We start from the raw sequence: 18601 nt of genomic DNA, 5'->3' as shown, positions 1-18601 counted from the left end.
AGCGATGAGGAGGCTTAAAGCGCCCGCGCCGCATTGCCCTTGAACAGGATCGGCCCGGTCGGTCGGTCGATCGGCGAGCCGCCTTCAGGCTCCAGCGTGATCTCGAACAACTGATCCGGGACGGTTTCCGGCAGTGCTTCCAGATCGAGCTGCAATGTCCGCGACTGTCCGGTGAGACCGATGGACTTCGGGCCGATGTCGCGATCCCACAGGGTCCAGACCTGCAGCGTGCGGCCGGCGGGGACGTCGATCGGGCGCAGCGGGATCAGCTCGACGCGGCCGTCGGAGAAGGTGTTGACGATGGCGCCGGTTTCCCTGGTGGCGTCGTTGACCAGCACGGCGACATAGATCGGCTTGCGCTGCGCCAGGGCGATCAGTTCGCGGCGCAGCTGGCGCGACGTTGCGAGCGCGCCGATCAGGATCACCACAAGCATCAAGGCCGCGAGCACCCCGCCGATCCCGGTGCTGCGCCAGAAGCCGATATTATCCCACAGCGTTGCGCCGCGCAGCGCGGCACGGGCGCCGGGCAGCGGGATCGCCGGTTTCACCTTGGTGGAGTCGGCAATGCGGTCCCACAGCGCAGCACTGGGGGCGAGCGCTTCGGCTGTGGCGTCGAGATCGGCCAATCGCTCGCGCCAGGTGCTGACGGCCCTGGCGAAATCGGCATCGTCGGTCATGCGCGCTTCGGCAGCGGCGAGCTCCGCGCCTTCCAGCAGGCCCATCACATAGTCCGCCGCGAGATCGTCGGTGGAACGCGTGTTGTCGTCGTGCATGCTCATCCCATGCACTCCTGCAGTGCGAACAGACTGCGGCGGACCCAGCTCTTCACGGTGCCCAAGGGCACCTTCAGTCGTCCGGCCAGTTCGCCATGGCTCATGCCATGGACATAGGCCAGCACCACGACATCGCGGCGCGGGCGGTCGATACGCTCGAGGCATTTGCGCAGCGCCGAGGTCTCCGGCATCCGCGTCACGGTCCCCTCGCAGTCGATATCGAGCGCGCTGTCGTCGGATGCGTCATAGCGATGCTCGTTGCGGTGAATGCTGAGCGCGCGGTTGCGCACGACGGCATAGAGCCAGCCGCGCGCCGAGCCGCGATGCGGATCGAACGAGGCGGCCGCACCCCAGATCCGCACGAAGGCATCGTGCACGGCTTCCTCCGCCAGATCCTGCCGGAACAGGATACGGCGAGCGACGCCGATCATCTTCGGGGCTTCGCTATTGTAGATCATCTGCAGAGCCGTGCGATCGCCGGCTGCGCAGCGCGCCAGCGCGGCCGACAGCTGCGCCTCGCGCGCGTGGCCGAGGCCCGCTTCGTCGCGCCGGGTCTCGGTAATGGTGCCATTCCCAGTCATGTCCATGCCCTAGCATGGTCAGTCTACCTTTGCCGCGCGCAATTGGATGCACCCAAATGAATTTATTTTCAGGGGCGTGCATCCAGTCGGGAGGGCCCGCCGGTAGTCCTTGTGTCGGTCCCGAGGGGATCGCGGAAACACAGGGAGCCACTTATGTCATTTCGTTCGCTTTTCGCCGCCTCCGCCGCGCTGCTGCTGATCCCCGCGGCCGTCGCTAATGCCGCCCAGGTCGCAGCCCTGGTCGGCGGCGACACCATTGCGACGGTCGACACCGCGCAGAAGAAGGCGACCGGGTCCGTCAAGGTCACTGGTATTTCCGGCGCGCTGGTCGGCATCGATGTCCGGCCGGCCGATGGCATGCTCTATGGCTTGGTCGATGACGGCACCGTGGTCACCATTGCCGCGGACGGCACGGCGACGGTGAAGTCGAAGCTCGACACCATGCTGGCCAAGGGCGTCACCGCCACCGTCGACTTCAACCCCGTGGCCGATCGTCTGCGCGTGATGGGCTCGGACGGCATGAGCCTGCGCGCCAATGTCGACGACGGCAAGGTCACCAAGGACGGCGATCACAAATATGCCGAGACCGACATGCACAAGGGCGAAAAGCCCAACGTCATTGCCGGCGCCTATACCAATTCGGTGAAGGGTACCAAGGAGACGGCGCTGTTCAACATCGATGGCACCATCGGCGCGCTGGTCAAGCAGGCGCCGCCGAATGACGGCATCCTCGGCGCGGTCGGCAAACTCGGCATCAAGCCGGCGACTGTCGCCTTCGATATCTGGTCGGATGGCACCAGGAATGAAGCCTGGCTGATGGCGGACGGCACGCTCTATTCGGTCGATCTCGCCACCGGCAAGGCGACCGAGGCCGCCAGGATTTCGGACGTCACGGGCAAGGTGACGGATATCGCCATCATGGGCATGTAAGTCGCACGCTGCGATTTCACGCAACATCACCAACGAATGCCGCATTCCGTGGGAGCGCGGCATTCACGTTCTGCAGAGCGGATCTGCATTCCCGTGCTCCGCCGGCATTGACTTCACTTGGTCGTTCTGGCGAACTCGATGCAACCGCATTCAGTTCGGATGCATGCCATCCAACACGCGCAGGAACACCCGATGATCGACCTCTACTACTGGAGCACGCCGAACGGCCACAAGATCACGATCTTTCTTGAGGAGGCGGGGCTGCCCTACAAGGTCATCCCGGTGAATATCGGCAAGGGCGACCAGTTCAAGGACGAGTTTCTGGCCATCGCACCGAACAACCGCATTCCGGCGCTGCTCGATCATGCGCCCAAGAGCGGCTCGAAACCGATCTCGGTGTTCGAGTCCGGCGCGATGCTGCTGTATCTCGCCGAGAAGACCGGGCAGTTCCTGTCCGATGATCTCGCTGTGCGCTATGATGCGATCCAGTGGGTGTTCTGGCAGATGGGCGGCCTCGGCCCGATGGCCGGACAGAACCATCACTTCCGCAACTACGCGCAGGAAAAGATCACTTACGCCATCGATCGCTATGTGAACGAGACCAACCGGCTCTATGGCGTGCTCAACAAGCGCCTTGCGGACCGCAAATTCATCGCCGGCGACTATTCGATTGCCGATATGGCGAGCTATCCCTGGATCGTGCCCTACAAGAATCAGAGCCAGGACATCAACGACTTCCCGCATCTCAAGCGCTGGCTCGAAACCATCGCCGAGCGTCCCGCCGTCAAGCGCGCTTATGAGATCGCCAAAGAGGTCAATCCCAATTTCGGGCAGCCGCCGATCCGCACCGAGGAAGAGCGCAAGCTGCTGTTCGGCCAGACGTCCGCTGTCGTGAAGAATTAGACCGGAATTAAGAGAAGCAATCATGGCGCTGCAACTGTTCGAACTGGTCGGCACTGACGAAGATCGTCCCTTCAGCCCGTTCTGCTGGCGCATCCGGATGGCGCTGGCGCATAAGGGCCTCGAAGCGACGTCGGTACCCTGGCGTTTCACCGAGAAGGACGCGATCAAGCCGCACCAGTCTGAAAAGGTGCCCGTGCTGCTCGATGGCGAGCACGTAGTCAGCGATTCCTGGGCGATCGCCAATTATCTCGAAGACACCTATCCGGATCGTCCGTCACTGTTCGGCGGCGAGGGCGGCCGCGCCATGGGGCGGATGCTGAACTGGTGGGGCGACACCGTCGTGGTCGCCGGCATGTTCCCGTTCATTGTCGCGGATATTCATGGTCATCTGCGTCCGGTCGATCAGGTCTATTTCCGCGAGAGCCGCGAAGCGCGGTTCAAGAAGTCGCTGGAAGAGGTCGCGTCCAATCGCGACACGGGCGTCGATGCCTTCCGCAAGTCGCTTGATCCGATGCGCCTCACCCTGAAGACGCAGCCGTTCCTTGGCGGCGCCGCGCCAAACTATGCCGACTACATCGTATTCGGCCCGTTCCAGTGGGCGCGCGCGATCTCGCCGTTCAAGCTGCTGGCGGAAGACGACGCGATCTATGCATGGCGCGAAAAAATGCTTGATGCTTTTAACGGCATGGCGCGGAACTCGGCGGGCTATCCGGTCTGAGTTCCACTCTCTCTATGGGCGATGAATGGAGCAGTCGCTGGTATTCATGTCCGCATACCAGCGGTGTTCTCGTGGTGCTTGGTGCCTTCGTGAAAATCCGAGGATATTCCCTGTAACTCTCGCTATAAGGGAATACCTCAACGATTCACGCTGTCTCACGCGCCAAGGTCTCTATGTCCGTTCCGCCTACCAATCTCGCCGACGATGCCGTGATGTTCGACCTAGCCCCGGTCTCGCTCTGGATCGAGGACTACAGCGACGTGAAGGCGCTGTTCGAGCAGTGGCAGGCGCAGGGTGTTGACGATATCGAGACATTCCTGCTTGCCAATCCCGAACGGGTCCGCGAGTGCTCGCAGCACATCCGCATTCTCAAGGTCAATCGCAAGACGCTGTCACTGTTCGGCGCGCGCGACCTGTCTCACCTGACGCTCAGTCTCGGCCTGGTGATGCGCGACGATACGTTCAAGAGCCACGTGTCGGAACTGGCCCAGCTCTGGAGCGGCCGGAATCATTTTTCCAGCCATACGGTCAACTACACGCTGAAGGGCGAGCGCCTCGACATCCAGCTGCACGGCATTGTTCTTCCCGGGCATGAAGAGCGCTGGGATCGCGTGATGATCGCCATCGAGGATGTGACCGAACGCGAAGGCGCGCGCCGTCGCCTCGCGGAGAGCGAGAATTATGCGTTCGGCCTGTTCGCGCATTCGCCGGTGTCGCTGTGGGTCGAGGATTTCAGCGGCGTCAAGCGCCTGGTGGACGACGTTCGCGCGCGGGGTATCGAGGATTTTCGCGTGTTCACGGATGTGCACGAGGAATTCGTTTTGCGCTGCATGAGCGAAATCCGCGTGCTCGATGTCAACAGCCGCACGCTCGAACTGTTCGGCGCGCCCGACAAGGACACGTTGCTCCGTCAATTGTCGGATGTATTTCGCGACGAGATGGAGCCGCATTTCCGCGAACAACTGATCGACCTGTGGGAGGGCAAGCTGTTCCAGCAGCGTGAGGTCGTCAACTACGCGCTCGACGGCACCAAGCTTCATCTGCTGCTGCAGTTTTCAGTATTGCCAGGGCATGAGCGCGACTGGTCGCAGGTGCAGGTCGCGCTGACCGACATCACGGCGCGCAAGAAGGCGGAAGCTTATCTGGAATATCTCGGCACCCACGACGTATTGACGCGCACCACGAACCGCTCGTTCTTCGTGGACGAACTCAACCGGCTCGAACGCAAGGGATCGCAACCGGTCACCGTGATCGTCGCCGATCTCAACGCACTGAAAGCTGCCAATGACGATCTTGGCCATGCCGCCGGCGACGGGTTGCTGCGCCGTGCCGGCGAGGTGTTTGGCGAACTGGTCGAAAAGCCGGCGACGGTGTCGCGCATCGGCGGCGACGAATTCGCCGTCTTATTGCCCGGAGTCGATGCTGCCGGCGGCGAAGCTGTGCTTGCCTCGCTGGCGCGACTGATCGAGGTCAACAACCAATACTATCCGGATCTGACGCTGAGTCTCTCCACCGGGATTGCCACCAGCCGGACCGGCGAGCGGCTCGAAGCCGTGGTCAAGCGCGCCGATATGGAAATGCTGCAAGCCAAACGCAGCTACTATGCGCAGCCCGATCGCGACCGGCGCAGCGCGGGCATGGTGTAGGCAGGCTGCGGGAGCCGATGCGCAATCGCGCGCGACGTGGATCAGGCACGTCCGTCAGGTCGTGGCGTGCGCCGCCGCCTTGGCGCGTAGGCAGTCGCGACACAGGCAGTCGCCGCCTGTGGTCGGCATCGGCAGTTTCGCGGTCTCCTCGGCGCACCAGCAATTGCCGGACAGGTCGCAGCCGAATTCAGTCCCGCAGTCCGAACAAGTCAGGCGGCGGCTGAGCGGCTGTGCAGTTTCTGTCCGATAATTCATGAAAGCAGCCCAAATTTCAGCGCGATTTTCATGCCGGGTTCATCTGTTCCGCCCGTATATCGGGTGTGGCGCCTGTGACGGCCAGATGCATCATAGGACGAAGGCAGAGTGAGGGAAACCCGATGGCCCGCGACCCGCAAGGTGCGCTGATCGCGCTGAATCGCTTCGGTTTTGGCGCGCGCGGCGGCGCCTCCGGCGATATCGTCAATGCGGCCTCCGACCCCCGCGGCTTCGTGAAAGCCGAGCTCGCGCGCCCCAATGCGGCGCTGCTGGAATTGCCCGGCCTGCAATCGACGACGGAACTGGGGCAGGCGATGTTTGCCTATCAGCTGGAGGTGAAGACGGCGCGTGAGGCGGCGCTGAAGACACCGGGCCGGGTGCCGGTTGAAGCGCCGCCGGCTGCGATGGACAAGAAGCCGGAAGCGCCAGCCATGACCGGCAACACCACCATGACCGTGCAGCCCGATGCGACGAAGCCGCCGCCGGCCGTCGCGCTGCCGCCCAATGTGGTGCAGAAAACCTATCGCGCAGAAGCGCTGGCGCGGATCCAGCGCGCGACTATTGCCGAGGGTGGCTTCGTCGAACGCCTCGTCGTGTTCTGGTCGAACCATTTCTGCATCTCGGCCAGCAAGGGCGACCCGGCGCGGATGTGGGCTGGCTCATTCGAACGCGAGGCGATCCGCCCTTATGTGTTCGGCAAATTTACCGACATGCTGAAGGCCGTCGAACAGCATCCGGCGATGTTGTTCTTTCTCGACAACCAGCAATCGATCGGCCCGAATTCGAAAGCCGGCGAGAGGGGCAAGCGCGGACTTAATGAGAATCTCGCGCGCGAGATCATGGAACTGCATACGCTCGGCGTCGGTGGTGGTTACACACAGGCCGATGTGACGTCGCTGGCGCGGATCATCACCGGCTGGACCTTTGCGGGCCGTGAAGGAAAGATCGGCACCCCCGGCAGTTTCGCCTTCAACGCCAATGCGCATGAGCCCGGGCCGCAGCAATTGCTGGACAAGACCTATGACGACACCGGGGTGACGCAGGGCGAAGCCGCGCTCGCCGATCTCGCACGCCATCCATCGACGGCGAAATTCATCGCCAGGAAATTCGCGCAGCATTTCGTGGCTGATGCGCCGCCGCCGGCACTGCTGGCGCGGCTGGAAGGCATGTTCACAAAGACCGACGGCGATCTGAAGGCGCTGGCGCTGGCGCTGCTCGATTCCAATGAGGCTTGGCAGATGCCAATGGCCAAGCTCCGCACGCCCTATGAATATCTGATTTCCACCGGTCGATTGCTGGCACGTATCCCGGAAGATCCCGGCCGTTACTTTGCGGGGCTGCAGACGCTCGGCCAGCCGCTCTGGACACCGCCGGGGCCGAACGGTTTTCCGGACGGCAATGCCGCCTGGGCGGTGCCCGAAGGCATGAAGCTGCGGCTCGATCTCGCGGCGCAGGTTTCGTCGCGCATTCCCGACAGTATCGATCCGCGCGAGATGCTCGACGTGGTCGCCGGCGAGGCGGCCTCATCCGAAACACGACAGACGATCGCGCGCGCGGAGACGCGGCAACAGGCCTTGACGCTGCTGCTGATGTCGCCGGAATTCCAGAGGAGATGACGATGGACTGCTGTGAAAGCCGGACCTCGCTCGGCACGACGCGCCGCTCGTTCTTGCTGTCAGGCGCAGCCTTTGCCGCCTGGGCCTATATCCCGAAGTTCGCGCGCGCTGCGGACGCGCGCGATCCGCGCCTTGTCGTCGTCATCCTGCGCGGCGCGCTCGATGGCCTCGCCACAGTCGCGCCGCTCGGCGATCCCGATTACGCGGGCCTGCACGGCTCGATCGCGCTGGCGAAGGACGGACCCAGCGCGGCCATCGCGCTGGATTCGTTCTTCGGCATGCATCCGGCGATGCCGGAATTCGCGCGGATGTATCGCGACAAGAAAGCGGCCGTGGTCCATGCGGTGGCGACGTCCTATCGCGAGCGCTCGCATTTCGACGGCCAGGATGTGCTGGAGAGCGGCTATGCTGGCCCCGGCCGCGTGCAGTCCGGCTGGCTCAACCGCGCTATCGAAGCGTTACCGCGTGGCGAGCGCGTCTCGTCGGGTCTTGCGATTGGACCGACCACGCCGCTGGTGCTGCGCGGCGCCGCGCCGACTGTCGGCTGGGCGCCGGTCAATCTGCCCAATGCGGCCGACGATACGGCGATGCGGCTGATGCAACTCTATCAGGACCGCGATCCCGCTTTGGCGACGGCACTGTCGCAGGGCCTGAAGCTCGACAAGATCGCCGTTGGCGACGAGATGAAACCGAAGGGCGGCGGCAATGCCGTGGCGGCGATGCGCCAGGTCGCACGCGGCGCAGCGAAACTGATGGCTGCCGATGACGGCCCGCGCATCGCGGCGCTGGCCTTCGACGGATGGGATACCCATGCGCAGGAAGGCGGCCCGGTCGGGCGCCTCGCGCAATTGCTCGGCGGTCTCGATGGCGCGCTGGCGGAATTCGAGAGCGGGCTTGGGCCGCATTGGAAGGACACCATTGTCGTGGTCGCCACCGAATTCGGTCGCACCGCCAAGATCAACGGCACCGCCGGCACCGATCACGGCACCGGCACGATTGCGTTGCTTGCGGGTGGCGCGATCAAGGGCGGCCGGGTGATTGCGGATTGGCCGGGCCTTGCGAATGGCAAACTGTATGAGGCCCGCGACCTCGCGCCGACAACCGATCTGCGCGCGATCTTCAAGGGCGTGCTCCACGATCACCTCGGCATCAGCGAGCGTGCACTGGCCGAGCAGGTGTTTCCGGATAGCGCACTGGTGAAGCCGGCGAAGGGATTGGTGGGGTAGCTACAGAAGAACTCGTCATGCCCGGGCTTGTCCTGGGCATCCACGCCTTTGCTAAATCGACAGTGGTCAAGACGTGGATGGCCGGGACAAGCCCGGCCATGACAGAAATTGTAGTGATGCGCGTTGCTGGGCTACGTTGCCAGCGTAATCCCGTCGATCTCCGTCATCTCCTCCGCCGTCAGCTTCCACTGCGCCGCCTTCACATTTTGCTCGATCTGCTCCGGCGATGATGCGCCGGCGATGACGCTGGAGACTTGCGGGCGGGCGGCGAGCCACGAGAAGGCGAGCTCAAGCATCGAATGGCCGCGCGCGCTGACGAAGGCCTGCAGTTGATCGACCAAGGCGATGTTGCGCGGGTTCAGATAGCGCTCCTGCATATAGGGGGTCTTGCCGAAGCGCGTATCGGCGGGGACGTTCTTCAGGCCGGCATATTTACCGGTCAGCATGCCGCCGGCGAGCGGGAAGAATGGCAGCAGGCCGAGATTGAAATGCTGTGCGGCCGGCAGCAGGTCCTTCTCGATGTCGCGGACGACGAGACTGTATTCGTCCTGGCACGACACGAAGGGTGCAACGCCCATCTGGCGCGCGGCCATCTCGGCTTCGGCGATGCGCCAGGCCGGGAAGTTGGAATTGCCGATATAGCGCACCTTGCCCTGGCGGACGAGGTCGTCGAGCGTACGCAGCGTCTCCTCGATGGGCGTCAGCGCATCGTAATCGTGCTGCTGATACAGATCGATATAGTCGGTCTTCAACCGCTTCAGGCTGGCTTCGACGGCGCTCATGATGTAGCGGCGCGAGGCGCCCTGCTTGCTGCCGTCATTGCTCATTGGCTTGCCGTATTTCGTCGCCAGCACGATGTCCTTGCGGCGATCGCCCAGCACTTCGCCCAGCACCGTCTCGGAGCCACCCATGCCGGCATAGATGTCGGCGGTGTCGAACAAAGTGATGCCGAGATCGATCGCCTTGTGGATGACCTTGCGCGCGGTCTCCAGATCGGTGCGCTGGCCGAAATTGTTGCAGCCGAGACCGACGGCGGAGACGCGAAGGCCGGAGCGGCCGAGATTGCGGATTTCCATGATGAGTGTGCCTTGTGAGGGAAGCGCGGACCAGGGTTATGGCGCGGGCCTCGTCGCGCAGCAAGACGCTCTGCATCATGGCAGTCGCGCGGGCGCTCAGGCGATGGCGGACGCGGACTCGGGCGGTTGAGCGTCGGGCGCGGGCAGGGCGGTCGGGGTCTTCCGCGGCGGGCCGGCGCGCAGGGCTGCGGATGTCATGCGCCGCACGGCGTTTTCCGCGTTACGCGTGATGGTCTTGCGATCAGCGGACATGTCATAGGCGACGGCCTCGCCCCAGCTTACGACGACGTCGATGGCGCCCGACGACAGGATGCCGATGAAATGCGGGATCAGATCTATGTCGCCATACCATGCCACGTTTTCGCGAAAGGCGCGGCCGACCGGCAATCCACCGAAGCCGACATAGGCGATCGACATCGGTTGCACCGTGATCTCTTTGTGATGCGTGGAATCGCCGAGCGCGTGATGCACCGAGCCGACCAGTGCCGAGCGAAACGGCAGCACGCGCATGCCGTCGCTGGAAGTGCCCTCCGCGAACAGGACCACCGCGTCGCCGGACAGCATGCGGTCGCCGATTTCCTGCGCCGTCGCGCCGGTCTTCTGGCGGCGTTCGCGCTCGACAAAAATCGTGCGCTGCAATTTGGCAAGCCAGCCGAACACCGGCCATTTGGCAACTTCGCTTTTGGCGACGAACACCACGGGCGCCCTGGCGCCGATAATGATGATGTCGAGCCATGAGACGTGATTGGAGAGGATCAATACCGGCGTGTCCGTCGTCCGCTTGCCGACCTCGTGAATGCGCACGCCGATCAGCGCGCAAAGCACGCGGTGAAACAGATGCGGAATGCTCTGCTGCCAGCGCAGGCCGAAGGCCAGTGCGATCAGCTGAAACGGCGCCAGCAGCAGCGTCAGCATGGTCAAGGAGAGCAGGACGGCGGCGAAACGGATCATGGGTTTGTTATACCGGGGCCGACTTCCGCAGGCAAAGTCAGTTGCATGAATTAAAAGAAACCAAGGCAAAAAGAAGCGGTCCCGGTCAGCGCGGCAACTGACGGAGACCGCTGGGGAAGCACCCGATTGGCGACGGGGGGAAGCAACCGGCTGCATGGGAAGCCTAGCCGGGGCGAGTGACATCGCCATGACAACCCGGGATATCCACAGGTGGCGTTACGCCCTATTCGGCTGCATCCAGCCGGTGGGAGCCGAACACGTCGCCCTCACGCAGCGCCAGATAATAGTCGCGCTCGGAGAGGTCGTCAGTGTGACGAATGAGGTCGGTCACCGGAGTGTAGCTCAGCATCCGCCCTCCATCGGGCAGCACGGCGCAACTCAGCCGCAGCACCCGGCCATTGGAGAGGCGCAACGTCGTCGGCGTGGAAGTGCCGGCGCGGATCATCTCGACGCACCTGGCGATGAAGTTGTCGACTTCGTCGTCGGGGAGGGCGTAAGCGTGGATATCGCGCGCGTGATACATCAGCGCGATCAGCGGCGGCTTGCTGTCGGCCTTCTCGTCGGGGAGCGTGAAGTAGTCGCGGAAGGCGCGGTTGATGAATTCGGCGCGGGTGTCGGCATTGAGAAGCACGATACCGATATCGATCCGGTCGAGCGCAGCCGAAAGGCGCTGGGCGGTGGCTTGCTGCTCATTCTCGCGGGCCCGGGCCGCGCGTCGCAGCCGAAAGAGGCGGATTGCCAAAGTGATCCCAACGGCTGCGATCACAATGATCGCCGTTTCAATTCCCGGATCGAGAATCAGTCGCCAATCGTACTGCATCGGCTGTACCTGTGTCCGTACAAAGGTAAGAAACGCAGGTTGGCCTCTGGTTGCAAAAAGGCCCACAATTTCCCGGCGGTATAGCTAACGGCGCGTGAAGAGCCCGGCATCATTTTCCCCTTGTTCGCTTCAAATGCTATCGATGCCCGGAACCGGCGCCGGCCCCTGAATGTTAGCGCCGGGATTTAAAAAGGACCCCGATCGAATGCCCTTCACCATTCCGCCGCTGCTGCTACCGATTTTGATGCTGCTGGCCTCGAATATCTTCATGACCTTCGCTTGGTATGGCCATCTCAAATTCAAGGATCACTCGTTGCCCCTCGTCATCATGGTGAGCTGGGGCATTGCCTTCTTCGAATACTGGCTGGCGGTGCCCGCCAACCGCTGGGGCAGCGAAGTCTACAATGCCGCCCAGCTCAAGACGATGCAGGAAGTCATCACGCTGGTCGTGTTTGCTGCATTTTCGGTGCTGTATCTGAAGGAGCCGCTCGGCTGGAATCACGCGCTGGGCTTTGCCTTCATCGCGCTCGGGGCGTTCTTCATTTTTCACAAGTGGTCGTAGCAGCGACCGCTTACTTCCCGGCTGGCGTAATCCGCAAGATTCGTCCTGCCGAACTATCCGTCAGCAGCCACAGTGCGCCGTCCGGTCCTTGCCGGACGTCGCGGATGCGTTCGTTGAGATTTTGCAGGACGCGCTCTTCGGACGTGACCGTGTTTCCGTTGAGCTGTAGCCGCACCAGCATCTGGCCGGCCAGGGCGCCGGTGAACAGGCTGCCGCGCCAGCGCGGGAAGAGATCGCCGGTATAGAACGTCATGCCGGACGGGGCGATCGACGGCACCCAGTATTTCACGGGTTGCTCCATGCCCGCCTTCGACGTGGTTTCGTGGATCTTCGCGCCGGAATAGTCGATGCCGTAGCCGATCACCGGCCAGCCGTAATTCTTGCCCTTGCCGATGATGTTCACTTCATCGCCGCCGCGTGGCCCGTGCTCGGTCTCCCACAACTCACCGGTCGCCGGATTGATGGCGAGGCCTTGCTGGTTGCGATGACCGTAGCTCCAGATCTCCGGCCTGGCACCGTCGCGGCCGACAAATGGATTGTCTTTCGGCACAGATCCATCCGGCGCGATACGGATCAGCTTGCCGAGATGATTATCGAGACTCTGCGCCTGATCGCGGCCGCTATAGTGTTCGCCGAGTGTAACAAACAGGTTGCTGTCAGGCGCCTGAACAATACGGCAGCCGTGGTGATTGCCCGACGACAGCGGGCCGTCCTGGCGAAAGATCACCTTCATGTCGTCGAGGCGCGGCGCAGCGCCGTCGATGAGCTTGCCGCGCGCCACGGCGGTGCGACCGCCGCTGCCCGAACGTTCCGAGTAGCAGAAGTAGATCGTGGTGTTCTGCGCGTAGTTCTTGTCGGTGATGACATCGAGCAAACCGCCCTGGCCGACGGCCATCACCTCGGGCACGCCTTTCACCGCAGGCGACAACTGTCCCTGCGGCGAGACGATACGGATGCGACCGGGCCGTTCTATAACGAGCATGCGGCCCTCGGGCAGGAACGCCAGTGCCCATGGATAAGCGAGGCCGCAGGCGACGGTCTGTACTTCGAGCCTGCCGGCCGACGAGCCGAACGAGGTATTTTCGCCACGGGTGGTCGTGGCGATCAGAAGGCTCGCGGTCACGACGATAGCCGCCGTCAACGTGACGGTGACCCAGATCACGGGCCTTTTCATCGGTATGGCTCCATCACGGAGTCGCAGGTTGCATAAGCGATGCGCGGCATCGCGGCTGAGTGTTTATGAGTTGTGGGGACCGTCAGAGCGGCATCGCACTCGCCACCGGGATCGACATCACGGTGAGGGCGAGAATGACGCAGAGCGACAGACAACCAACCGCGAGCGACGCCGCGACGGCGTGGGTCAACCGGGTGGATGCGATGGACGTGGGGCGCGCCTGAAATCCTGCACCCACGCGAAGCGACCGTATCATGGCCGTAAATCCTTCAAATCGCGGGCGAATCACCCGCGTGCTACAAATTCGCAGCTGCGGCAGGCGAGATTTGGGCGGGATTGGCCGTAACTATGGCAGGAAAATGGCATTCACGGCGTCTATGCCCGCTATTTCAGGACCTAAGCGTCGGCGACTACGTCCAAAGTATCGTATTCCGACGATGTCGGATGCCAGTCCATGGAGATAAAGCCCGGCTGGGTCTCCACCAGTCGCAGCCAGCGGCGGATCGACGGAAAGCTGGACAGGTCGAAATCGCACTTCTCGGCGACGTGGGTGTAACCGTACAGCGCGATGTCGGCGATGGTCAGCTGGCCCGCGGCGAAGAAGTCATGGATCTTGAGGTGATTCTCCATCACCTGCAGCGCGGCGTAGCCCCGCTCCATCCAGTCTTCCAGCGCGTGGGTCTGCAGGTCGCGACCACCGCGCACCAGGCATAGCCAGAAATAGGCAGCACCGAGATTCGGCTCCAGCGCGTGCTGCTCGAAGAACATCCACTGCATGGCTTCGGCACGGTCCATCCGCGATTCCGGCGCCAGAGACGTGCCGATGGCGACATACCAGAGGATGGCGTTGGATTCGGCGAGATAGCGGCCTTCGGCAATCTCGAGCAGCGGCACCTGGCCGCTGGGATTCTTGGCCAGAAATTCCGGGGTACGGCTCTCGCCGCGCAGAATGTCCACTTCGATGGCGCGATAAGGCGCGTCCAGGAACGCCAGCGCAAGGCGAACCTTGTAGCTATTGCCAGAGCGCTGCATCGAATAGAGTTTGTACATTCGCAGATGTTCAATTCATTTCAGGTCAAGGCAACTGCGCGATTGGCCAACGCGTATCGCGGTTAGACAATGATGCTGATGCGAGCCTGTCGCAAGGCCCAAGGAATGGAAAAAGTCGAAAACGGCTGCGGCAGTCTGGATTGAGAAAAATGTATGTCAGGCAGCATTCCGCAATGGAAGATCACGCTGCCGCGATCTGTGTGTGAAGGTGCTGCGATGTGCTGTTATCAGCGAGTGCGCGCCGCACCACGATGATATAGAAAACGACCATCACCAGAAAGCCGAGCGGCAGTTCGATGGCGCCGGCGATGCTGCGCGTCAGCAGCGGCATGATCCAGGTCAATGCGAGCAGGCTGATCTCATAATCGCGAAATCCTGTGCTGAAGCCGGTTACGATCATGAATGCAATGGCTGGACCGAGAAGCATCAGATCGTAGTCAAGCACGTGCGGCGAAGCGAGAAGGGTTGCGATCAACAGGATTGCGGCCTTGAGATTTGCGTCACGTGCGACGCGCCACGCCCAGACTGCGCTGGCAATCACGGCGATCGAGACGATGCCCTGGACGAGATACGCGGATAGGATATTTCCCCTCCACATCCGTATTGCCGCGAATGCGCTCTGCAGTTTCTCGAATCCGACCTGTCCCTGTTCGAGCAGGAGCTGACGCGATGTCTCGGTAACGGATGCGAAAGCGATCCAGCAGTCGATGCCGAACAAGGCGGTCGCGATACACGTGAGAGCGATGATGGTGATGGTTGCTGCAGCAATGCATCGCCACTGGCCCGCCGCGAATAACGCCAGCGGAATGACAATGGCAAATTGCGGCTTGTAGGCCATCAGCGCAAACAGGATGCCTGCAAGATAAGGGCGCTGCGGAAGAGCGAGCAGGGCGCTGCCGAACAGGCCCGCGGTCAAAAAGCCGTTCTGACCATGACCGAGATTGATGAATGCCGCTGGGAACGCCATCGCTACCGGGAGCCACAAGCGATGGACCGCATCAGGCAGGGCAGCTCGTTTCAGGATCGCCGAGATCACGAACAGGTAGAATACGAAGCTGCCGCCCTGCCAGATAGCAAGCGCGAACGGGTAGGGGAGCATTGCCAGCGGAGTTGCGACCAGCAGAAAAATCGGCGGATAGAACCAGGCGTAATAGGGGGTATCGCTGCCGAAAAGTTGCTGCTGGCGCGCGTAGTGCGCCGCTACCGTATAACTATCGTGGGCTTTGCCCTCGAGGGCGAGCGCTCCCGCGGTATAGAAGCTTGAGAAATCGGTCCCGATCGGCTTGCCGTTGCGGTCGATCACGCCATCCGAGACCGCAATCCAGCCGGCGACGGCCAATATGCCCAGAGCGAGCACGATCAGGCTGTAAGCCCGCACGCGTTCGAGGGTCAGCCATGCGCCGCTTTCAATGTGCTGCCAGATCCGGATCATTCTAAGGGTGCATTTTGGCTCAAATCGTCGATTGCGGCGTGCGGTTGACGCTACCGGCCCCCGTTTAACGCTTGCTGAATTGCATCACTTCCAGATGTGTTTTTGCCCAAGCTTCTTGCGATGCAACGTCGCACGCACTAGGGTGCGCCGATCCCAGCAGGATCAGCCATTTTGACGTCGCCGACCGCGGGTCCGCGACCTTTCTCAGGAGAAGATGATGTCGTTTTTGTCCGCTGCGCTCGACCGTGTGAAGCCGTCCGCGACGATCGCGGTGACGGATAAAGCACGTGCGCTGAAAGCAGCCGGCCGCAACGTCATCGGCCTTGGTTCGGGCGAGCCCGATTTCGACACCCCGGCGAACATCAAGTTGGCAGCGATTCACGCCATCGAGGCCGGCAAGACCAAGTACACCGCCGTGGACGGTATTCCCGAACTGAAGGAAGCCATTATCGGCAAGTTTCAGCGCGAGAACGGCCTGACCTACAAGCCGAACCAGATCATCGTCGGCACCGGCGGCAAGCAGGTGCTCTACAACGCGCTGATGGCGACGCTGAACCCGGGTGACGAAGTCATCATCCCGGCGCCGTATTGGGTGAGCTATCCGGAAATGGTGGCGTTGGCCGGCGGCACGCCCGTGTCCGTGGTCTGCACCGCAGAATTCGGCTTCAAGCTGCAGGCTTCCGCGCTGGAAGCGGCGATCACGCCGAAAACCAAGTGGATCATCCTGTGCTCGCCGTCGAACCCGACGGGCGCCGCCTACAAGAAGTCGGAGCTCAAGGCACTCACCGATGTCCTCGTGAAGCATCCTCACGTTTGGGTGATGACCGACGATATGTATGAGCACCTCGTCTATGACGACTTCGAGTTTACCACGCCGGCACAGATCGAACCGTCTTTGTTCAATCGCACGTTGACCGTGAACGGCGTCTCCAAGGCTTACTGCATGACCGGCTGGCGCATCGGTTACGCCGGTGGTCCCGCCGAGCTCATCAAGGCAATGGCGACGATCCAGTCGCAGTCGACCTCGAACCCGTCGTCGATCGCGCAGTGGGCAGCCGTCGAAGCGCTCAACGGTCCGCAGGACTTCATCCCGAAGAACAATGCCGTGTTCAAGGAGCGTCGCGATCTCGTGGTGGCAATGCTGAATCAGGCCTCGGGCATCAACTGCCCGCGTCCCGAAGGCGCGTTCTACGTCTATCCGTCCTGCGCCGGCACCATCGGCAAGACTGCGCCTTCGGGCAAGGTTATTGCCAATGACGAAGACTTCGTCACAGAACTGTTGGAAACCGAAGGCGTGGCGGTGGTGCAGGGTTCGGCCTTCGGCCTCGGCCCGGCATTCCGCATCTCCTACGCGACGAAAACGTCCGATCTCGAAGATGCCTGCAAGCGCATCCAGCGCTTCTGCGGAAATCTTCGGTAACAAAACCTGCCCCGAAACTTTTGACGATTTCGGGGCTTATTCCAGGAAGCGCCTTGTTTTCGACACGGCGCTTCCTTCTTGTCCCCCCGCTATCAAAATCCCCAAGGTGGAGTAACACTATGCGACTTTCCAAGATGTTCGGCCTGACGGCCGTGGCCTTTGCGGCGTCGGTTGCGACCGCAAATGCACAGCAGCCTGGCAGCGTTCAGGTTGGCGTGCTGGAGTGCCGTGGCGGCCAGAACGTCGGCTACGTGGTCGGTTCGAATGCGCACCTCAATTGCGTCTTCCAGAGCGCCGGTGGCCGCGCCGAAGGTTACGTCGCGAACATCCGCCGTTTCGGCCTTGATCTCGGCTTCACCGAAAACACCACGGTGCAGTGGGCTGCATTCGCTCCGACCACCCGCGTGCCGCGCGGCGCACTGGCCGGCAGCTACGGCGGCGTTGGTACCAACGCATCGGTTGGCCTCGGTTTCGGCGGCAACTTCCTCGTTGGCGGTCCGGGCAACACCTATTCGCTGCAGCCGATCTCGGTGCAGGGCCAGACCGGTCTGAACGTCGCCAGCGGCATCGTTCAGCTCGAACTGGAAGCGACCGGTCCGGTCAGCGGTCATCGTCGCCACAAGCGTGGTCATCGTAGCCACCGCTAAGTGATTGCTGCGATCGTGTAAGCGATCGGCAAGGTTAACGAAAAGGCCCGCGCGAGCGGGCCTTTTTTGTTGCGCGCGCCACATGCGTGGCGCTGTCATTGAGCGGTATCATTGGCTATGGATAGTTCAGTTGACGCGGATGTGATTGAAGCCTCCGCGTCAAGGATCCCTGCATCACACCGTTCACCCGGAGATCACTCGATGAGCCGCCTTTCGCTCCTTCTCGGCCTTGCCGCCTCGACCTTCGTTGCCTTCAGCGCGCAAGCCCAGCAGCCCGTTCAACTCGGCGTCCTGAATTGCCGCGGCGGCGCCAGTGTCGGTTTCGTCGTTGGGTCGGTGACCAATCTCGGCTGCGTCCTTACCGGTACCGGCCGTCCGGATCAGCCTTATGTCGCAACCATCCGTAAGGTGGGTATCGATCTCGGCATCACCCAGGAAACCGCACTGTCATGGGCCGTGTTCGCACCGGTGAACTATGCCGGTCAGGGCGATCTGTCCGGCAACTATGCCGGCGCACAGGGTTCAGCCTCGTTCGGTGTCGGCCTCGGCGCCAACGTGCTGGTGGGCGGTTCGCAGAATTCGATCGCGCTGCAGCCGCTCAGCCTGCAGGGTTCGACCGGTCTCAATGTTGCCGCCGGTCTCGAAAGCCTGGAACTGCGCCCGGGCCGCTGATCGCCACAACGGTCGCTTGAACGCGTCCAATCCGGCTTCGCCATATGCGGAGCCGGATTTTTCGTATCGCGATCCCACCACATTTGATTGTGCCTGCCGCATCGCAGCGACGTTTCCGTCTTGCCAAATGTCCGGACCGGGTCGAGCAT

At 62.4% G+C, this 18601-nt stretch carries 20 protein-coding genes; 10 read left to right on the top strand and 10 right to left on the bottom strand.

The features are described from left to right. Positions 1-14 precede the first annotated feature (14 nt). Together AB8A38_RS13240 and AB8A38_RS13235 are read right to left on the bottom strand one after the other, a co-directional pair. The gene (locus AB8A38_RS13240; protein WP_439086268.1) at positions 15-779 is read right to left on the bottom strand and encodes an anti-sigma factor; all 765 of its coding nucleotides are present in this window, start codon (positions 777-779) and stop codon (positions 15-17) included. Then, on the bottom strand, positions 776-1354 hold the full coding sequence (locus AB8A38_RS13235) for a sigma-70 family RNA polymerase sigma factor (RefSeq protein WP_439086267.1): 579 nt from the start codon (positions 1352-1354) through the stop codon (positions 776-778). The genes AB8A38_RS13240 and AB8A38_RS13235 overlap by 4 nt, the downstream gene beginning before the upstream one ends. Before the next feature lie 153 nt (positions 1355-1507). Between AB8A38_RS13235 and AB8A38_RS13230 the strand changes: the two genes are divergently transcribed. The 4 genes from AB8A38_RS13230 to AB8A38_RS13215 all read left to right on the top strand — a co-directional run bounded on the left by AB8A38_RS13230 (position 1508) and on the right by AB8A38_RS13215 (position 5551). After that, complete coding sequence (locus tag AB8A38_RS13230) at positions 1508-2284, top strand: DUF4394 domain-containing protein (RefSeq protein WP_439086266.1); 777 nt, start codon at positions 1508-1510, stop codon at positions 2282-2284. A gap of 192 nt (positions 2285-2476) precedes the next feature. After that, positions 2477-3187, top strand: a complete 711-nt coding sequence (locus tag AB8A38_RS13225; protein ID WP_439086265.1) for a glutathione binding-like protein — start codon at positions 2477-2479, stop codon at positions 3185-3187. A 22-nt stretch (positions 3188-3209) separates the two neighbouring features. Continuing rightward, complete coding sequence (locus AB8A38_RS13220) at positions 3210-3905, top strand: glutathione S-transferase family protein (protein WP_439086264.1); 696 nt, start codon at positions 3210-3212, stop codon at positions 3903-3905. Between the two features lie 173 nt (positions 3906-4078). Then, on the top strand, positions 4079-5551 hold the full coding sequence (locus AB8A38_RS13215) for a diguanylate cyclase domain-containing protein (RefSeq protein WP_439086263.1): 1473 nt from the start codon (positions 4079-4081) through the stop codon (positions 5549-5551). A 54-nt stretch (positions 5552-5605) separates the two neighbouring features. Here the strand turns inward: AB8A38_RS13215 and AB8A38_RS13210 are convergent, their stop codons facing one another. Continuing rightward, positions 5606-5806 (bottom strand): cysteine-rich CWC family protein, encoded by a 201-nt coding sequence (locus AB8A38_RS13210; RefSeq protein ID WP_439086262.1) that lies wholly within the window; start codon positions 5804-5806, stop codon positions 5606-5608. A gap of 122 nt (positions 5807-5928) precedes the next feature. Between AB8A38_RS13210 and AB8A38_RS13205 the strand changes: the two genes are divergently transcribed. Both AB8A38_RS13205 and AB8A38_RS13200 read left to right on the top strand, forming a co-directional pair. Beyond that, positions 5929-7422: a DUF1800 domain-containing protein gene (locus tag AB8A38_RS13205; protein WP_439086261.1), complete on the top strand. Its 1494-nt coding sequence runs from the start codon at positions 5929-5931 to the stop codon at positions 7420-7422. Next, positions 7419-8648 (top strand): DUF1501 domain-containing protein, encoded by a 1230-nt coding sequence (locus AB8A38_RS13200; RefSeq protein ID WP_439086260.1) that lies wholly within the window; start codon positions 7419-7421, stop codon positions 8646-8648. Before AB8A38_RS13205 ends, AB8A38_RS13200 begins: the two co-directional genes overlap by 4 nt. A 131-nt stretch (positions 8649-8779) precedes the next feature. Here the strand turns inward: AB8A38_RS13200 and AB8A38_RS13195 are convergent, their stop codons facing one another. The 3 genes from AB8A38_RS13195 to AB8A38_RS13185 form a co-directional block, all read right to left on the bottom strand. Then, positions 8780-9724 (bottom strand): aldo/keto reductase, encoded by a 945-nt coding sequence (locus AB8A38_RS13195; RefSeq protein WP_439086259.1) that lies wholly within the window; start codon positions 9722-9724, stop codon positions 8780-8782. A gap of 96 nt (positions 9725-9820) precedes the next feature. Beyond that, entirely contained in the window at positions 9821-10675 is an 855-nt protein-coding gene (locus AB8A38_RS13190) for a lysophospholipid acyltransferase family protein (protein WP_439086258.1), read from the bottom strand. A 223-nt stretch (positions 10676-10898) separates the two neighbouring features. Next, positions 10899-11441 (bottom strand): PAS-domain containing protein, encoded by a 543-nt coding sequence (locus AB8A38_RS13185; RefSeq protein WP_439086257.1) that lies wholly within the window; start codon positions 11439-11441, stop codon positions 10899-10901. Positions 11442-11700: 259 nt separating this feature from the next. Here AB8A38_RS13185 and AB8A38_RS13180 point away from each other — a divergent pair, with 259 nt between their 5' ends. Then, the gene (locus AB8A38_RS13180) at positions 11701-12057 is read left to right on the top strand and encodes a DMT family protein (protein WP_068731204.1); all 357 of its coding nucleotides are present in this window, start codon (positions 11701-11703) and stop codon (positions 12055-12057) included. Between the two features lie 10 nt (positions 12058-12067). Here AB8A38_RS13180 and AB8A38_RS13175 read toward each other — a convergent pair whose 3' ends face one another. The 4 genes from AB8A38_RS13175 to AB8A38_RS13160 form a co-directional block, all read right to left on the bottom strand. Then, entirely contained in the window at positions 12068-13231 is a 1164-nt protein-coding gene (locus AB8A38_RS13175) for a PQQ-dependent sugar dehydrogenase (RefSeq protein ID WP_439086256.1), read from the bottom strand. Positions 13232-13313: 82 nt separating this feature from the next. Further along, on the bottom strand, positions 13314-13487 hold the full coding sequence (locus AB8A38_RS13170) for a hypothetical protein (protein ID WP_175367576.1): 174 nt from the start codon (positions 13485-13487) through the stop codon (positions 13314-13316). Between the two features lie 140 nt (positions 13488-13627). Continuing rightward, a complete protein-coding gene (locus AB8A38_RS13165; RefSeq protein ID WP_089261726.1) occupies positions 13628-14281 on the bottom strand; it encodes a glutathione S-transferase family protein in 654 nt (217 codons plus the stop codon). Between the two features lie 181 nt (positions 14282-14462). Then, the gene (locus AB8A38_RS13160) at positions 14463-15713 is read right to left on the bottom strand and encodes a glycosyltransferase family 87 protein (RefSeq protein WP_439086255.1); all 1251 of its coding nucleotides are present in this window, start codon (positions 15711-15713) and stop codon (positions 14463-14465) included. Between the two features lie 217 nt (positions 15714-15930). On the opposite strand from AB8A38_RS13160, the gene AB8A38_RS13155 reads away from it, so the two are divergent. From AB8A38_RS13155 to AB8A38_RS13145, 3 genes are all read left to right on the top strand, one after another. After that, positions 15931-17133: a pyridoxal phosphate-dependent aminotransferase gene (locus AB8A38_RS13155; protein WP_068731379.1), complete on the top strand. Its 1203-nt coding sequence runs from the start codon at positions 15931-15933 to the stop codon at positions 17131-17133. A gap of 119 nt (positions 17134-17252) precedes the next feature. Then, positions 17253-17780 (top strand): DUF992 domain-containing protein, encoded by a 528-nt coding sequence (locus tag AB8A38_RS13150; protein WP_315840864.1) that lies wholly within the window; start codon positions 17253-17255, stop codon positions 17778-17780. Positions 17781-17981: 201 nt separating this feature from the next. Then, complete coding sequence (locus AB8A38_RS13145) at positions 17982-18452, top strand: DUF992 domain-containing protein (protein WP_315840865.1); 471 nt, start codon at positions 17982-17984, stop codon at positions 18450-18452. Positions 18453-18601: the final 149 nt, after the last annotated feature.

Origin of the sequence: Tardiphaga sp. 839_C3_N1_4, assembly GCF_051811045.1 — a bacterium.
Classification (GTDB): Bacteria; Pseudomonadota; Alphaproteobacteria; order Rhizobiales; family Xanthobacteraceae; genus Tardiphaga.
The sequence above is the reverse complement of the archived record's forward strand: the minus strand, read 5'-3'. Positions and strand labels throughout refer to the sequence as shown.

What these genes read in the sequence shown, in the direction of transcription:
- AB8A38_RS13205 (WP_439086261.1), top strand. Translation starts at nt 5,929, where the DNA reads ATGGCCCGCGACCCGCAAGGTGCGCTGATCGCGCTGAATCGCTTCGGT.
- AB8A38_RS13165 (WP_089261726.1), bottom strand. Translation starts at nt 14,281, where the DNA reads ATGTACAAACTCTATTCGATGCAGCGCTCTGGCAATAGCTACAAGGTT.
- AB8A38_RS13235 (WP_439086267.1), bottom strand. Translation starts at nt 1,354, where the DNA reads ATGACTGGGAATGGCACCATTACCGAGACCCGGCGCGACGAAGCGGGC.
- AB8A38_RS13180 (WP_068731204.1), top strand. Translation starts at nt 11,701, where the DNA reads ATGCCCTTCACCATTCCGCCGCTGCTGCTACCGATTTTGATGCTGCTG.
- AB8A38_RS13145 (WP_315840865.1), top strand. Translation starts at nt 17,982, where the DNA reads ATGAGCCGCCTTTCGCTCCTTCTCGGCCTTGCCGCCTCGACCTTCGTT.
- AB8A38_RS13230 (WP_439086266.1), top strand. Translation starts at nt 1,508, where the DNA reads ATGTCATTTCGTTCGCTTTTCGCCGCCTCCGCCGCGCTGCTGCTGATC.
- AB8A38_RS13210 (WP_439086262.1), bottom strand. Translation starts at nt 5,806, where the DNA reads ATGAATTATCGGACAGAAACTGCACAGCCGCTCAGCCGCCGCCTGACT.
- AB8A38_RS13160 (WP_439086255.1), bottom strand. Translation starts at nt 15,713, where the DNA reads ATGATCCGGATCTGGCAGCACATTGAAAGCGGCGCATGGCTGACCCTC.
- AB8A38_RS13175 (WP_439086256.1), bottom strand. Translation starts at nt 13,231, where the DNA reads ATGAAAAGGCCCGTGATCTGGGTCACCGTCACGTTGACGGCGGCTATC.
- AB8A38_RS13170 (WP_175367576.1), bottom strand. Translation starts at nt 13,487, where the DNA reads ATGATACGGTCGCTTCGCGTGGGTGCAGGATTTCAGGCGCGCCCCACG.
- AB8A38_RS13200 (WP_439086260.1), top strand. Translation starts at nt 7,419, where the DNA reads ATGACGATGGACTGCTGTGAAAGCCGGACCTCGCTCGGCACGACGCGC.
- AB8A38_RS13215 (WP_439086263.1), top strand. Translation starts at nt 4,079, where the DNA reads ATGTCCGTTCCGCCTACCAATCTCGCCGACGATGCCGTGATGTTCGAC.
- AB8A38_RS13190 (WP_439086258.1), bottom strand. Translation starts at nt 10,675, where the DNA reads ATGATCCGTTTCGCCGCCGTCCTGCTCTCCTTGACCATGCTGACGCTG.
- AB8A38_RS13195 (WP_439086259.1), bottom strand. Translation starts at nt 9,724, where the DNA reads ATGGAAATCCGCAATCTCGGCCGCTCCGGCCTTCGCGTCTCCGCCGTC.
- AB8A38_RS13240 (WP_439086268.1), bottom strand. Translation starts at nt 779, where the DNA reads ATGAGCATGCACGACGACAACACGCGTTCCACCGACGATCTCGCGGCG.
- AB8A38_RS13220 (WP_439086264.1), top strand. Translation starts at nt 3,210, where the DNA reads ATGGCGCTGCAACTGTTCGAACTGGTCGGCACTGACGAAGATCGTCCC.
- AB8A38_RS13155 (WP_068731379.1), top strand. Translation starts at nt 15,931, where the DNA reads ATGTCGTTTTTGTCCGCTGCGCTCGACCGTGTGAAGCCGTCCGCGACG.
- AB8A38_RS13225 (WP_439086265.1), top strand. Translation starts at nt 2,477, where the DNA reads ATGATCGACCTCTACTACTGGAGCACGCCGAACGGCCACAAGATCACG.
- AB8A38_RS13150 (WP_315840864.1), top strand. Translation starts at nt 17,253, where the DNA reads ATGCGACTTTCCAAGATGTTCGGCCTGACGGCCGTGGCCTTTGCGGCG.